At 56.4% G+C, this 13,810-nt stretch carries 11 protein-coding genes; all 11 read left to right on the top strand.

What is annotated here, in order from left to right:
• Positions 1-238 precede the first annotated feature (238 nt).
• A complete protein-coding gene (locus IIY41_RS12610; RefSeq protein WP_154521413.1) occupies positions 239-1,270 on the top strand; it encodes an alcohol dehydrogenase in 1,032 nt (343 codons plus the stop codon).
• A 312-nt stretch (positions 1,271-1,582) separates the two neighbouring features.
• Complete coding sequence (locus tag IIY41_RS12605) at positions 1,583-2,650, top strand: winged helix-turn-helix domain-containing protein (protein WP_058722606.1); 1,068 nt, start codon at positions 1,583-1,585, stop codon at positions 2,648-2,650.
• A 101-nt stretch (positions 2,651-2,751) separates the two neighbouring features.
• Entirely contained in the window at positions 2,752-3,444 is a 693-nt protein-coding gene (locus IIY41_RS12600; protein ID WP_050004358.1) for a hypothetical protein, read from the top strand.
• A 78-nt stretch (positions 3,445-3,522) separates the two neighbouring features.
• Positions 3,523-4,824: a C4-dicarboxylate ABC transporter gene (locus tag IIY41_RS12595; RefSeq protein WP_009325652.1), complete on the top strand. Its 1,302-nt coding sequence runs from the start codon at positions 3,523-3,525 to the stop codon at positions 4,822-4,824.
• A gap of 152 nt (positions 4,825-4,976) precedes the next feature.
• A complete protein-coding gene (locus IIY41_RS12590; protein ID WP_050004158.1) occupies positions 4,977-7,130 on the top strand; it encodes a hydantoinase/oxoprolinase family protein in 2,154 nt (717 codons plus the stop codon).
• A 28-nt stretch (positions 7,131-7,158) separates the two neighbouring features.
• A complete protein-coding gene (locus IIY41_RS12585; RefSeq protein WP_050004159.1) occupies positions 7,159-7,731 on the top strand; it encodes a hypothetical protein in 573 nt (190 codons plus the stop codon).
• On the top strand, positions 7,712-9,070 hold the full coding sequence (locus IIY41_RS12580; protein ID WP_009325655.1) for an FAD-dependent oxidoreductase: 1,359 nt from the start codon (positions 7,712-7,714) through the stop codon (positions 9,068-9,070). Before IIY41_RS12585 ends, IIY41_RS12580 begins: the two co-directional genes overlap by 20 nt.
• A 198-nt stretch (positions 9,071-9,268) precedes the next feature.
• Positions 9,269-10,471: an alpha/beta hydrolase family protein gene (locus IIY41_RS12575; RefSeq protein WP_058722583.1), complete on the top strand. Its 1,203-nt coding sequence runs from the start codon at positions 9,269-9,271 to the stop codon at positions 10,469-10,471.
• A gap of 120 nt (positions 10,472-10,591) precedes the next feature.
• Entirely contained in the window at positions 10,592-11,407 is an 816-nt protein-coding gene (locus IIY41_RS12570) for an MBL fold metallo-hydrolase (RefSeq protein WP_009325657.1), read from the top strand.
• Between the two features lie 20 nt (positions 11,408-11,427).
• Complete coding sequence (locus IIY41_RS12565; RefSeq protein WP_287401023.1) at positions 11,428-12,141, top strand: MBL fold metallo-hydrolase; 714 nt, start codon at positions 11,428-11,430, stop codon at positions 12,139-12,141.
• A 143-nt stretch (positions 12,142-12,284) separates the two neighbouring features.
• Entirely contained in the window at positions 12,285-13,706 is a 1,422-nt protein-coding gene (locus tag IIY41_RS12560; RefSeq protein WP_009325659.1) for an ABC transporter substrate-binding protein, read from the top strand.
• The last annotated feature ends 104 nt before the right edge of the window (positions 13,707-13,810 follow it).

Raw genomic sequence — 13,810 nt, 5'->3', positions numbered from 1 at the left:
GACCATCCGCACTGCCCCCGCCTTGAAGGCCTCATCGTAACGCGGCGGCGCTGGGTGCTTTCGTTCTTTGGTTGACATTTTTCATTACCCCTTTCCATTATACAGATTGTTTTTCTGTCCGGCAAATCGGGTATGGGGGCACGCACTGTGATTGAACCCCAACGTTTCAAATGGTATGATATTGGTAATACAGTAATAGGACGCGTGGCGTCGGGACATCTCAGGAGGTATTGCAATTATGCTGGCCTATACTTATGTGGAACGCGGAAAATTCGAATTGCAGGAAAAACAAAAGCCTGCCTTGCAGGATGACCGGGATGCGATTATCAGGGTAACGCTGGCCAGCATCTGCACCAGCGATCTGCACATTAAGCATGGCTCGGTGCCGCGCGCTGTGCCGGGCGTTACCGTTGGGCACGAAATGGTGGGCGTGGTGGAGGCTGTGGGGCCGGCAGTAGCGGCTGTAAAGCCTGGAGACAGAGTGGCGGTAAATGTAGAGACGTTTTGCGGCGAATGCTTTTTTTGCAAGCATGGCTATGTAAACAACTGCACTGATCCGAACGGCGGGTGGGCTCTGGGCTGCCGCATCGACGGGGGACAGGCGGAGTATGTCCGGGTGCCGTATGCCGATCAGGGGTTGAACAGGATTCCGGCCAATGTCAGCGACCGCCAGGCTCTTTTGGTGGGCGACGTGCTGGCCACGGGTTTTTGGGCGGTACGCATTTCTGAAATCGCTCCGGAGGATACCGTGCTCATTATCGGCGCCGGGCCGACAGGCATCTGTACGCTGTTGTGCGCACTGTTGAAAAGGCCTGCCCGTGTTATTGTCTGTGAAAAGGACGCGGCGCGCCTGCGCTTTGTACGGGAGCATTATCCGGAGGTCCTGACGGTGGAACCGGTTCATGCGCTTGAATTTGTACGGGCCAACAGCAGCCACGGCGGTGCGGATGTGGTGCTGGAGGCAGCGGGCGCGGAGGAGACATTCCGTCTGGCCTGGGAGTGCGCGCGCCCAAACGCCGTGGTCACCATCGTCGCGCTGTATAATGGCAGCCAGATACTGCCGCTGCCGGAAATGTACGGCAAAAACCTGACATTTAAAACGGGCGGTGTGGATGGCTGTGACTGCGGAGAGATCCTGGAGCTTATTTCGCAGGGTAAGCTGGACACCGAGCCGCTGATCACGCATACCTATCCGCTTACGGAAATCGCCGCAGCTTATGATTTGTTCGAGAACCGGCGCGACGGTGTGATGAAAGTGGCGATCGAGTAGTTTTTCAGGACATGAGGGCAATGGAACAGCCGGGGTGCAGTTTGAACTGTACCCGGCTGTTTTGCTTTATAAAACGAAATGGCTGGAAAAATTGAAATTTTATAGTATTGCACAAAAAACGCATTGGGATTTCTGTCAAAAAAGAGAAAAAACGGTGCACTGAAAACTTCTCCTTGCATACCAGAAGATGCGGCGATATAATAAAGCTGCAATTATTTCGAACTCCGAAATAACGGATTCGGAATCCGAAATAATAGGTGGCGGGAGACGTCCCGCTGCTCAGAATGCCATTGCAATGGGAGAATTTGAAACATGAAAAAAACAGGTTTGAAAGAGATGAAACGGCGCAACAGGGAAATGCTGATCCGCACGATCCTGGAAAAGGGCGAGTTGTCACGCATTGAGCTTGCGCATGAAACACAGCTTTCCCCCAGTACAGTGTCCGCTCTTGTAGGAGAGCTGCTGGAAGAGGGGATTCTGGCCGAAAGCGGCCAGAGGGCCATAACGGCAGGCCGAAGCCGTACTGCACTGGACATCAACACCGAATACGGCTGCATAGCGGTTGTAAACATCGGGAGAAAGGGCGCAAGCCTTGATTTGTTTGATATGTGTTTGAACCGCTGCAACGGCAAGATGTTGTCGGAAAGCTATCTTTCCGGTAATGAGTTGCTCGTTGCCATCACTGCCGCGGTGTTTGAGCTTTTTGATTCCGCCAGCCTCCATGCTGGTAAGGTGGCCGGTTTCGGTCTCTTGTTCCAGGAGGACATGAAGGCGAGCGAATTTAACGTAATGTATTCCACCGGCTTTTCCTCCGCGAGCATTTCGCTGCGGGAAGCGCTGATCACACAATTTCGCGTGCCGGTGACGGAAGAGTACTCTCAGGTATATACGGTGAGCCGTGCGCTGGAGCAGCGGGAGAATGTGGAAGCAGAGAACACCGCCCATATCGCCATTGGCGAACGCGTGCTGGCCAGCATCACGCTGTCCGGACGGCCGCTGCCGCTGCGGGAAGGTATGTGCTCTGATGTCACTCCGATGCTTTGCGGCGACGCGCTGGTCCTGCCGGCGCTTAAAGCGGCCGCAGGCCCCGATGCGGAAGAGACAGGGCTTCTGCCCGCCCGTCAGGGCGGTTGGGCGGGTATCCTATCCGCGCAGATTTCCAGCCTGATCGCAGTGTTGTGCACGCTGTTCCCTCTGGATACCGTTTTGCTGTCCGGACACGCTGCAAAAGTGCGTGGATTTGTAGAGCAGGTGGATGCGCAGGTCAAGCAGAGGCTTTCCGAACAGGCGCCGGAGGTGCGTCGGGCTGATTTGCCGCATCAGGATCTTTCGGCGTTGCTGGCGGAGCGTATCCGTAAGAACGTCCTTTGTGCGGGCTGAAATTATTTTTAAAAAATTTTGCTTCAAGGTCTGCCGCGGCACACCGCAGGCGGGGGGACGAGTACACCGCCTTCAGAACGGGAAAGGAAGGGAATGACAGAATGGATTATACAGAAATGCTCACAGATAACCGATTTTCCGTCATAGCTGCATTGCCCCGCAACGATCTTGCGCTGGCGGAGGCTGCATTGGAGGGCGGAGCGCAGGCTGTCAAGGTGCACTGCAATGTTTGGCACCGCGCCAGCGGAAATACGTTTGGCACCTTTGCAGAAAACAGGACTTTTTTGCGTGAGCTGATCGCCCTGTGCGGGGATGTGCCAGTGGGCCTTGTTCCCGGCGGGGAGGACGCCTACATCAATGAGGAGGAGCGGCTGGAGCTGGAAGAGATGGGGCTTTCCTTTTTTTCCAGCTATGCGCAGTACGTTCCCTGCCACATGATGGAGAGCACGCGCCTTTCCAGCATGATTGCCATTGGTACGGATTATACCCAGAATACACTGGATGCTGTGCGCGCATCCGCAATCGACGTTTTGGAATGCAGCATCCAGCCGGGAGAAAATTACGGCACGTCCATGAATTATGCGGATATCCTGCGTTATTCGGACATTGCGGCTAAGACGGCCAAGCCCTGTGTGGTGCCCACACAGCGGCGGATACGCCCGGAAGAGGTGCGTCATCTGGCTGCTGCGGGATGCAAGGCCATAATGATTGGCGCCGTTGTGATGGGCGGTGCGCGGCCGGAGGACGTAAAGCGTGCCACTGCCGCTTTCCGTGCGGCTGCGGACGCAGTCTGAACCCTGTATGTAGGCCGCCGCCCGGCGGCTGAACATAGAACAAGGGGCCCTTGGCCCCGGAAAGTAAGGAGCAGAATTATGCTACAAGGTATCCTCATCATCGTAGTCTTTTTGGTCATTGCGGCGCTGATGATGACCAAGAAGATCCCCACACTGTTAGCGCTGCCGCTGATGGCAGTCATCATCTGCATCATTGCAGGCGTGCCCGCCGTGGGCACCGACGCCGAAGGCAATGCCATCGGCTGGCTGCAGACGGTGGTGGAAAACGGCACTGTCCGTATGGGTAGCGCCATCATGGCCGTTATTTTCGGCGCATGGCTCGGCCAGTTGATGAACAAGACGGGCGTAACGGAAAACATCATTAAAAAGAGCGCTGAGCTGGGCGGTGACCGTCCGTTGGTCGTTACCCTCATCATGGTGGTGGCCGTGGCGATCCTGTTCACCACGCTGAGCGGCCTGGGCTCTATCATTATGGTTGGCTCCATCGTGCTGCCTATTCTGGTGTCGGTAGGCGTTCCGGCTATCAGCGCAGCGTGCATTTTCCTAATGGCATTCACCACGGGCCTCACGTTTAACATTGCCAACTGGAAGAGCTTTTCCAGTATTTTCGGACTGGAGATCGAACAGATCAAGAGTTTTGAGATCTATCTGCTGATTGCCACGCTCATCGCCACGCTGGTCTTGGTGTTTGTGGAATTCAAGAAAAACGGTGTGAAATTTGCCTTCTCCGCACCCGTGAGCGATGTTCCGGAGACCCGCCAGCTCAAGGGTGTTGCCGGTACGCTGGCCATGCTCACTCCGCTGGTTCCCATCCTGCTGGTCGCTCTGCTTAAGGTGCCTGTTGTGCCGGCATTCGTCGCAGGCATCATTTGGGTGCTTGTGTTTACATCCAAGAGCTTTTCCAAGGCGATGAATCTGCTGGTCAAGACCTGCTATGACGGCATCACGGATGCAGGCCCGGCCGTTATCCTGATGATAGGCATCGGCATCCTGTACCTGGCTGTGACGCACAGCATGGTAAAGGAAGTGCTCAATCCGTTCCTGCTGGCAGTCATTCCGTCGAACCGCATTGCTTACATCATTTTCTTCAGCCTGTTGGCTCCGCTCTCTCTGTACCGCGGCCCGATGAACCTGTTCGGCCTCGGATCCGGCATTGCGGCACTTGTCATCGGCCTGGGCACGCTGTCCCCGCTGGCCGTTATGGGCGCTTTCCTGGCGGCTGAACGCATCCAAGGCTGCGGCGACCCGACAAATACTCAGAACGTCTGGACGGCGAACTTTGCGGAAGTGGATGTAAACACCATCACCAAAAAGCTGCTGCCCTACCTGTGGGTCATCGCGGTCTTCGGTGTGGTGCTCAGCGCATTCCTTTATTTCTGATTTTTTATAAACTTTTATCCGCTGTGGACGGGGCGCGGACCGCGAGGCGGCGCTCCGTTTCACAGCCGGCCCAAGGGCAAAAGCGCAGATGCTTTCGCCCTTGGGCTGGCCGTGAAAGGCCCGGTAGAACAACGAACAGGAGAATGCATGATATGAAAGTGCGCATTGGCATCGATGTCGGCGGTACCTTTACCGACGCTGTCGCGATCAACAACGATACATATGAACTCATCGGCACCGTGAAGGTGCCGACCACCCACACGGCCAAAGAGGGCGTGGCCGCGGGCATCGTGGAGGTGCTGCATAAGGTGATGGAGGAAAACGGCATCCGCCCGGAGGATGTTACCTTCATTGCCCACGGTACCACACAGGCTACCAACGCTCTGCTGGAAGGCGACGTTGCAAACGTGGGTATCGTGACAATGGGGAGCGGCCTGCAGGGCGCGAAAAGCAGATCCGACACGGCGATGGGCAGCATTGAGCTGGCGGCAGGCAAGTTCCTGCCCAGCGAAAACGTCTATGTGGATACCGGCGCGGCACAGGACGTTGCGGCCGCAGTAAAAAGCGCGGTGCAGGAGCTGATTGGGCAGGGAGCGACCAGCATCGTTGCCGCCGAGGCATTCAGCGTGGATGACCCGGCGAATGAGAACGCTGCCGTGCATGTGTGCGCAGAACTGGGCGTACCGGGCACGGCGACCAACGATATCTCCAAGCTTTACGGCCTGAAAATCCGCACGCGCACGGCAGTAGTGAATGCCAGCATCATGCCGAAAATGCTGGAGGCCGCCACAATGACGGAACGCAGCATCCAAGGGGCGGGCATCAAAAGCCCGCTGATGGTGATGCGCTGCGACGGCGGTGTCATGACGGTGGAGGAGGTTCGCAACCGGCCCATCCTTACCATTCTTTCCGGCCCGGCCGCAGGCGTGGCGGGCGCTTTGATGTATGAAAAGCTCACCGACGGTATCTTTTTTGAAGTGGGCGGCACGTCCACGGACATCTCCTGCGTGAAGGACGGCAAGGTGATGATCCAATACGCCGAGGTGGGCGGACACAAAACCTATTTAAACAGTCTGGATGTTCGTACGGTAGGGATAGGCGGCGGCAGCATGGTGCAGCTCAGGGATGGAAAGGCTGTCGGCACCGGGCCGCGCAGCGCGCATATCGCTGATCTGGAGTACGAGGTCTATTCCAAGCCGGAAGACATCGTGGAACCGCGCCTCACAGGCGTGCGCCCCACTCCCACAGACCCGGAATACGCATGTATCCAATGCACAAATGGCGTGAAAGTGGCGCTCACCATGGCGGGCGCGGCGAACATTGCGGGCTATGTCCACCCGGATGATTATGCCTATGGCAGCCGGGAGGCTGCTGAAAAGGCCTGGAAGCCGTTGGCGGATAACATGGGATGCACTGTGGAGGAGGCGGCCAAAAGGGTGCTGGCCTTTGCGGCGGAGAAAAACGCCCGGGTAGCGTCACAGTTGATGAAAGATTATCAGATGGACCCGCGCAATACAGTGTTTGTTGGCGGCGGCGGCGGCGCGTCTACCGTCGTGCCGCACCTGGCGGAAACGATGGGGCATAAGCACCGCATCGCAAAAAACGCGCCCGTCATTTCCACCATCGGTGTGGCGCTGGCCATGGTGCGTGATATGGTGGAACGTACGGTGACAAATCCCACTGACGACGATATCATCAGCGTGCGCCGGGAGGCCGAATTGAAGGCCATCCAGAACGGCGCGGCTCCCGGCACCGTGGAGGTGAGCGTGGAGGTGGACACCCAGCGCAATATCATCCGCGCAATCGCCGTGGGTGCGACCGAGATGCGCAGCAAGGATATGATGAATCAGAAGCTGGGGAAAGATGCGTTGTTCGCCATTGTGGCGGAAAATCTGGGCGCGGACAAAGCTCAGCTTCGCATTGTTGCCGAGAACGGTCCCATGTTCGCGGTGCAGTACGACAAGGTCGAAAAGAAGCTGTTCGGCCTGCGTAAAAAAACGACGCATCCGCTGCGCCTCATCGACGAGGAGGGCGTCATACGCCTGCAGAAAAACAATGCATGGGTGCGGCAGTCCAGCGTAGCGGAATGGGAAAAGGATGCCGCATGGATGCTGGAAGAATTAACGGAATACAACGACGGCGGCGCAAACCTGCCCAACTTATATGTGGTGTTGGGCAAACGGGTGATAGACCTTTCCGGTCTCTCCAGCGATACACAGATATATAGCCTGGGCAATGTGGAGCTTGCCGGGTGCGGCGCGCAAGAGCCGCTGATCGTTGCCGCGACCAAGCGCGTTGATGCCTGAGCAGGGCTGCCCGACAAAGGAGGATAGGATGCCGGATTATACACTGCCGTTCCCGGGAAGGGAACTTGCGGACCAGGAGCTGACGTACGACGTCTGTTACGCAAAGATCCTTCCGCAGGACCGTGCCTCCATCGTGGAGCGGGCCTGGCGGAAAGGTGAACAGGCGGCGCGGGATATTTTTGTAAAATACGGCGGTGAAACGGATTTTTTCAAGATCGCCGCGGACAGCGGCCTCGTCTGCGAGTGTGTCGATAAGGATTATATATCTGGAAACCAGCGTTATTTCAGTGATTATATTTCGGGACAGAGCCGTATTCATCTGTATCTTGGCGCTATCCGCCTGTGGGCGCAGGAAAATGGTATGACACTGGAAACTGCGCAGAACGTTATCCTAAGCCATGAGTATTTTCACTTTCTGGAGTGGACGAAGCTGGGCTTGACAAGCAGGGAATATCAAGTTCCCATGCTGAAGCTGGGGCCTTTGAAGCTGGGAAAGACCGGTGTGCGCGCACTTTCGGAGATCGGCGCTCATGCCTTTGCCCGTACATATTATGAATTGACCGAAGAAAGGGAGCGGAAGGATGAAGCAACTGGAATTTGATGTGGCTGTGATCGGCGGAGGCCCGGCGGGAACCGTCGCGGCCATTGCCAGCGCGCGCAGGGGCGCAAAGACGATCCTTGTAGAGCAGAACGGATATCTGGGCGGTGCGCTGACGGCATGCGGCACCGGCCCGCAGATGACATACCACGCGGGAGACGTGCAGGTCGTGCGGGGCATCCCCCAGGAAATGGAAGAGGAAATGATCCGCCGGGGCTTTTCTACGGGGCATATCCCGGATGCCGTAGGTTTTTGTTCTTCCACCACGGCGTTTGATCCGGAGGGGATGAAAATCGTTTGGGAGGATATGGCGCGTGAAGCAGGTGTGACGCTGATGTATCACACGGTGTTCACGGGCTGTACTGTGGAGAATGGCGTGATTCGCACGGCCCGCCTCTACACCAAGGGCGGCTTTTATGAGCTTTCCGCCAAGGTGTTCGTGGATGCTTCGGCGGACGCGGACGTCGCCACAAGTGCCGGCGTAACGAGTGTTTACGGCCGCGAGGAGGACAATCTCGCCCAGCCGATGACAATGAATTTTCACGTTTACGGAGTGGACAGAGAAAAGGTTTGCGATTTTGTACTGAACAATCTGGACGACATGGCGCGTTATACGCCGCGCAACCTGCGTGAGCTGCGCCACTATGACATCTCCGGGGCGTTCAGCAGGATTCAGGCCGCAAAGGATGCGGGTGAATTTCATATCGACCGGGACACTGTGCTCTGTTTTGAAACGAACACTGACGGCGAATATGTGGTAAATATGACGCGCATCGCCAAGCACAGTGCTGTGGACCCGTTCGATTTGACGGAAGCGGAGATAGAAGGCCGTAAGCAGGTGCAGGAAACGCTGCGTTTTTTGAAAAAGTATATCCCGGGCTTTGAAAACTGTCATCTGGCATTTTCCGGGCCGAACATCGGTATTCGCGAAAGCCGTAAAGTGGATGGCGTTTACAAGCTGACGGCTGAAGATCTGACGGACAATGTGATGTTCCCGGATGCCATCGCCATGGGAGGCTATCCCATTGACGTGCATTCGCCGGACGGAGGAAACACCGTACATAAATTCCTCAAGCCGGGCAGCTGGTACTCTGTTCCTTACCGCAGCCTGGTCACGCCCGGCGTGGAGAACCTTATTGTGGCGGGCCGCTGCCTGAGCGCTACACACGTAGCGTGCTCAGCGGTGCGCGTCACTCCGGTGCTCATGGGGATCGCCCAGGCGGCGGGTACCGCTGCTGCACAGAGTGCGCACACGGACATGCCTGCAAATAAGCTGGATACAAACGCTCTGCGCGAGCAGCTTAAGGCGGACGGCGTTTTTTTGGAAGAGTATAAGCCTTGACGCCCCGCATTTTATTATTAACAACGATGAACAGCCGCACTGTGGAAAAGTTCCGCAGCGCGGCTGTTTTTTATTTGTGAAAAAAGCATCATCATAATTTTTTCAACCAAGCTTCGTAATCCACTGTACACGGCTTTCTAATAAAAGCCTGTATAATAGATTTTGAAAGAAATATACGGGAAGGTGCGTGCTTGTGGGATGAAGCATTGTCTGCCGCCCATTTACGGGCCGGATATTACCGCGGAAAATTGGGAACAGCGCCGTGTGCAGATCGTTCGTTTATTTGAAAAAAACGTCTTCGGCCGCACGCCACGGGATGGCTTCGAAACAAGAGCGGATCTGCTGTATGCAGCAGAAGCCCTGGAGGGCACCGCAAAACGTGAATTTTACAGGATCACGGTGCGTACAAAACGGGGCAGTGCGGCATTTCACATGGCTTTGGTGTTGCCGAATCCGCAAAAGCCTGTGCCGGCGGTTCTGATGATCAGCAATCATGAGAAAACTCCTGCGGCTGTGAAGGGCCCGGACATGTCCGCTTTGGAGGAACTGATGGCGCGCGCGCCGAAAGAATGGCGGACAGATGTGGAACGGATGATGGCCGCGTTCCAAAAGGGCGGGGCGTCCATGCCGCAGCTTCTGGATATTGAACGGGATACCGCGCAGGGATATTGGCCGGTGGAACAGATACTTGCATCCGGGCGGGCTGCTGCGGCGTTTTATGCCGGAGAGGTGCAGCCGGATGACCGCAGGCTGTTCCCAGCAGCACTTGCGAGGCTATTTGCCGGGGAGGACACGGCCCGGAAGCCGGACAGGTTGGGAACGTTGGGCGTTTGGGCATTTGCGGCCAGCCGAGCGGCAGACGTTTTGTGTGCCCATGCAGGAATAGATGCCAAAAAAATTTCTCTGGCCGGGCACTCCCGCGGGGCGAAAACAGCGCTGTGGTGTGCTGCGCAGGATACGCGTATCCATAGCGTTTTGGTGAACGATTCGGGCTGCACAGGTGCTGCGGTGTCGCGCGGAAAACGCGGAGAGAATGTGGCCTCCATCAATGCGTTTTTTCCGCATTGGTTCTGTCCCAGCTACGCACGGTATGCCTGGCGGGAAGATGAAATGCCGTTTGACCAGCATATGCTGCTGGCTGCTGTTGCCCCGCGTCTTTGCTATGTGGCCAGCGGCGCGCAGGACGCGTGGAGCGATCCGGACGCGGAATGGCTCGGCGCAAGGGAGGCGAGTGCCGCATGGCGGTTGTTTGGGCATCCGGAGCTGCCGCGGAATGCGCCTTTGGCGGGCGAGCCAATCATTACAGAGGGGATCGGATATCACCACCGGGAGGGCGGCCATGACCTGACTGCGTGGGACTGGATGCAGTTTTTGCTGTTTCTGGACAAAAACGACGCATAGCGATAGGATGTGAAACCGCTTTTCACGAGAGACTGGGCCTTGGATGAGATATGCGCATGGATCAACACCGGCGCCGGATTCAAATGAACGAGAGTCCGGCTGATAAAAGGAGGAAAACATATGCTTGCAAAACCTGTTGTCGAAATCGCACCGCGCACCTGGCTCATCAGTGAATATAAACTGGTGAATATGTATTTGTTGGAGGGCGATGAAGCTGCGCTGCTCGTCGACTGCGGTACCGGCATCGGAAATGCGGCCGAGACGGTTCGGGAACTTACCGATAAGCCTCTCACGGTTGCCATCACACACGGCCATTTTGACCATGACGGCGCAGCCGCACTGTTTCCGGAAATTCACCTGCATCCGATGGATATCAAGCTGTCGGAGGAGGGCTATGCCCGCGGTGAAGAAGCGCGCGCCTGGTATGCAAAAAGCCGCGGCCCTGTGCGCAACCCGGAGGCGACGGAGGAAGAACTTCTGGCGCTGGTGCAGAAAAACGGGCCTGTGAGGCGCATCCCTATGGAAGGCGGAACGGTTTTCGAGTTGGGAGGCCGCACAATAGAAGTCATCCATACGCCTGGCCATAGCTTGGGTTCCGTCTGTCTTTTGGACAGGGAAAACCGTCTGCTGTTCACGGGCGATATGTGCAACGACAGTCTGCTGCTGAACTGCGGAGATTCCAGCAGTACCGTGAAAGTGTATAACGAAAGTATGCGCAGACTGTGGGCGCGGGAAAAAGAATTTGATTTTATTTGCCTGGGGCATGACGCGCTGGACAAGGCGGATAAAACCATGATCACGGACTATATTGAAGCGACGGATCTCCTGCTGTCCGGACAGGCACACGGGGAAAAAGGGCGGAATGCACTGCATGGCGGAACAGGATACAAATACAAGCGCGTACTGATCTGGTATGAACCCGAACGCCTTGTATGATTAAAGGAGAGGATAACAACATGCTGGAACGGCCCGTTGTAAAAATAGCTCCGGATACTTATCTGGTCAGTGAATACAAACTCGTTAATATGTTTCTCGTGGTCGGAAAACACCGGGCCGCGTTGATCGACACGGGCGGAGGTATCGGCCCGCTGCCGGAAGACATCGAAAGGCTTACAGGGCTTCCCCTCGTTGTTATTGCGACACACGGAGACCCGGACCATGTGGGCGGCGCGGGCCATTTCCCGCATGTGTATCTCCACCCTCTGGATTGGGAACACAGCCGCCGTTTCCCGCTGAACAATACGATGCGCAAATGGTTTGTGAAAACGCGGGCGCCGGTGCGCAACCCGGGCAACGAGAGGAAAATCGATGCGCTGGTGCCCCGGCAGGAGCTTCCGCAGCCCGAGTATTTGCCTTTGGCTGACGGTGATGTGTTCGATCTCGGCGGACGGACGCTGGAGGTCATCCACACGCCAGGGCATTCGCCCGGTTCCATTTGTCTGTTAGACAAAGAAAACAGGCTTCTGTTTACCGGCGACACGGTCAACGTAAGCATGGCGCTCACCGGACATGATTTTCATGAGTACAATGCCAGCCTGCGCAGACTGTGGGCGCGCGAGAGCGAATTTGACTCTATCTGTATTGGACATGAGCTGCCCGCAATGCGGGAAAAACAGGCGATTGCACGATATATTTCCATGACGGAGATATGGTGCGATTGTGAGGCGTAGCGGCTCCGGCGCTTGAAACTGAAGATAACACACATGAGTTCGGAAAATTTTCTCTTTTAAAACGGGCGAAAAACGGATACCATGAAACCACGGCAGCGCCGCTGGAGACGGCGCGGCGGATATCAACCAAAGGAGGAAGAAACATGAAAAAGGCAAAACGTATCCTTTCGGCAGTTGTTGCAGGTGTTATGGTGCTTTCGCTTAGCGCGTGCGGAGGAGGCTCCGGCAGCGCGTCCGGGTCTGCATCCGGGAGCGCTCCGGCAGCCGGTTCCACGCCGGCAGGAGCGGAAGGGAAAATCACGATTTCCTACTGGACCACAAACCGTCACGATCAGGCATATATGACGCCGCTCATAGAGGAGTTCAATGCGACCAACGACAAAAATATCTACATTGATTTCCAGGTATATGCCGACAATTACAGCCAAATGCTGGATCTGGCGTTCAGCACAAACACAGCGCCGGATGTGTACCAGCTTGCAGGTACGGACCCGATCGAGGTCGTCGTCAAGGAGAAGGGGCAGCTTCTGGACCTTGCCCCTTACATGGATGACGAATACAGAGCGCGTTTTGGCGAAGGCGCTTTTGTGGAAGGCATCAACGCGCTGGGGGACGGCATCTATTCGCTGCCGTACACGGCTTCTGCCGCGCGCCTGTTCTATAACCAGGACATCTTTGACCGTGTAGGCATAGACGGGCCGCCTCAAACGCTGGATGAGCTGGTGGCGGACGCAAAGCTCGTTACAGAACAGCTTGGCAGTGAAGGGATTTACGGCATTGCGGGTAACTTCAAATCCGCGGCGAGCTCCGTGGCGCGTTCCATCGACATGATCGTGATGCGCAGCGGCGGCACCCGCGGTGGGTTTGACTACAAAACCGGTACTTATGACTTCTCCAGCTATAAGCCCGTCCTGGAGGCGTTCAAGGAAATGTTCGCCACCGGCGTTTCGTTCCCGGGCAGTGAATCTTTGGATATCGACCCGCTGCGCACGCAATTCGCAGCCGGAAATATCGCGATGTATATCTCCATCAGCCATGCGGAGCCGGGCGTATATGCCAGCCAGTTCCCGACGGATGCAAACTGGAACTGCGCTCAGCTCCCCACGGTGAACGGCAAGGTGGAAGGTAAGCAGCAGCTCTGGTTCGGCGGTTCGAACCTCGGCATCAATCCCGCGACGGAGCATCCGGATGAGGCGTGGGAAGTGATGAAGTTCCTGCACAGCGATGAGGTTATGGGACCGTATCATACAGCCGGGCTTGGCACCGTGATGATCCCCAGCGCCGTGGAAAGCGCCGAAGCGCCGGAATCCATTGAGAAGATGCCGAATCTGGCCATCAATGCCGATGACCAGAACTGGCCGCCGCTGCCTGCGGGCGTCGTGGTGGAAGGCAAGGATTATTACACCACCTGTGTGGAGTGCATTTTTGGTGTGACGGACATCGACAGTGCCATTGAAGACCTGAACACCCGCTACAACGCCGCTTACGACAAGCTGGTGGACGGCGGTGCGGAGCGCATCGTCTATCCCAATTTTGATCCGCTCAAGCAGGACACCGCCAAGTAAAATACAAACCCTAAGCGCCGAAAGAGAACCCTGCCCAAGGGCTCTCTTTTTGGCGTTTGGCGGGGCAAAATGGTATACTTGTATAAAAAAGCGGCGCAAAACCG

Origin of the sequence: Ruthenibacterium sp., assembly GCF_017421385.1 — a bacterium.
GTDB lineage: Bacteria > Bacillota > Clostridia > Oscillospirales > Ruminococcaceae > Ruthenibacterium > Ruthenibacterium lactatiformans.
The sequence above is the reverse complement of the archived record's forward strand: the minus strand, read 5'-3'. Positions and strand labels throughout refer to the sequence as shown.

Coding starts and splice junctions, on each gene's coding strand:
- IIY41_RS12585 (WP_050004159.1), top strand. CDS start 7,159: ATGCCGGATTATACACTGCCGTTCCCGGGAAGGGAACTTGCGGACCAG.
- IIY41_RS12560 (WP_009325659.1), top strand. CDS start 12,285: ATGAAAAAGGCAAAACGTATCCTTTCGGCAGTTGTTGCAGGTGTTATG.
- IIY41_RS12580 (WP_009325655.1), top strand. CDS start 7,712: ATGAAGCAACTGGAATTTGATGTGGCTGTGATCGGCGGAGGCCCGGCG.
- IIY41_RS12595 (WP_009325652.1), top strand. CDS start 3,523: ATGCTACAAGGTATCCTCATCATCGTAGTCTTTTTGGTCATTGCGGCG.
- IIY41_RS12570 (WP_009325657.1), top strand. CDS start 10,592: ATGCTTGCAAAACCTGTTGTCGAAATCGCACCGCGCACCTGGCTCATC.
- IIY41_RS12600 (WP_050004358.1), top strand. CDS start 2,752: ATGGATTATACAGAAATGCTCACAGATAACCGATTTTCCGTCATAGCT.
- IIY41_RS12575 (WP_058722583.1), top strand. CDS start 9,269: ATGAAGCATTGTCTGCCGCCCATTTACGGGCCGGATATTACCGCGGAA.
- IIY41_RS12590 (WP_050004158.1), top strand. CDS start 4,977: ATGAAAGTGCGCATTGGCATCGATGTCGGCGGTACCTTTACCGACGCT.
- IIY41_RS12605 (WP_058722606.1), top strand. CDS start 1,583: ATGAAAAAAACAGGTTTGAAAGAGATGAAACGGCGCAACAGGGAAATG.
- IIY41_RS12565 (WP_287401023.1), top strand. CDS start 11,428: ATGCTGGAACGGCCCGTTGTAAAAATAGCTCCGGATACTTATCTGGTC.
- IIY41_RS12610 (WP_154521413.1), top strand. CDS start 239: ATGCTGGCCTATACTTATGTGGAACGCGGAAAATTCGAATTGCAGGAA.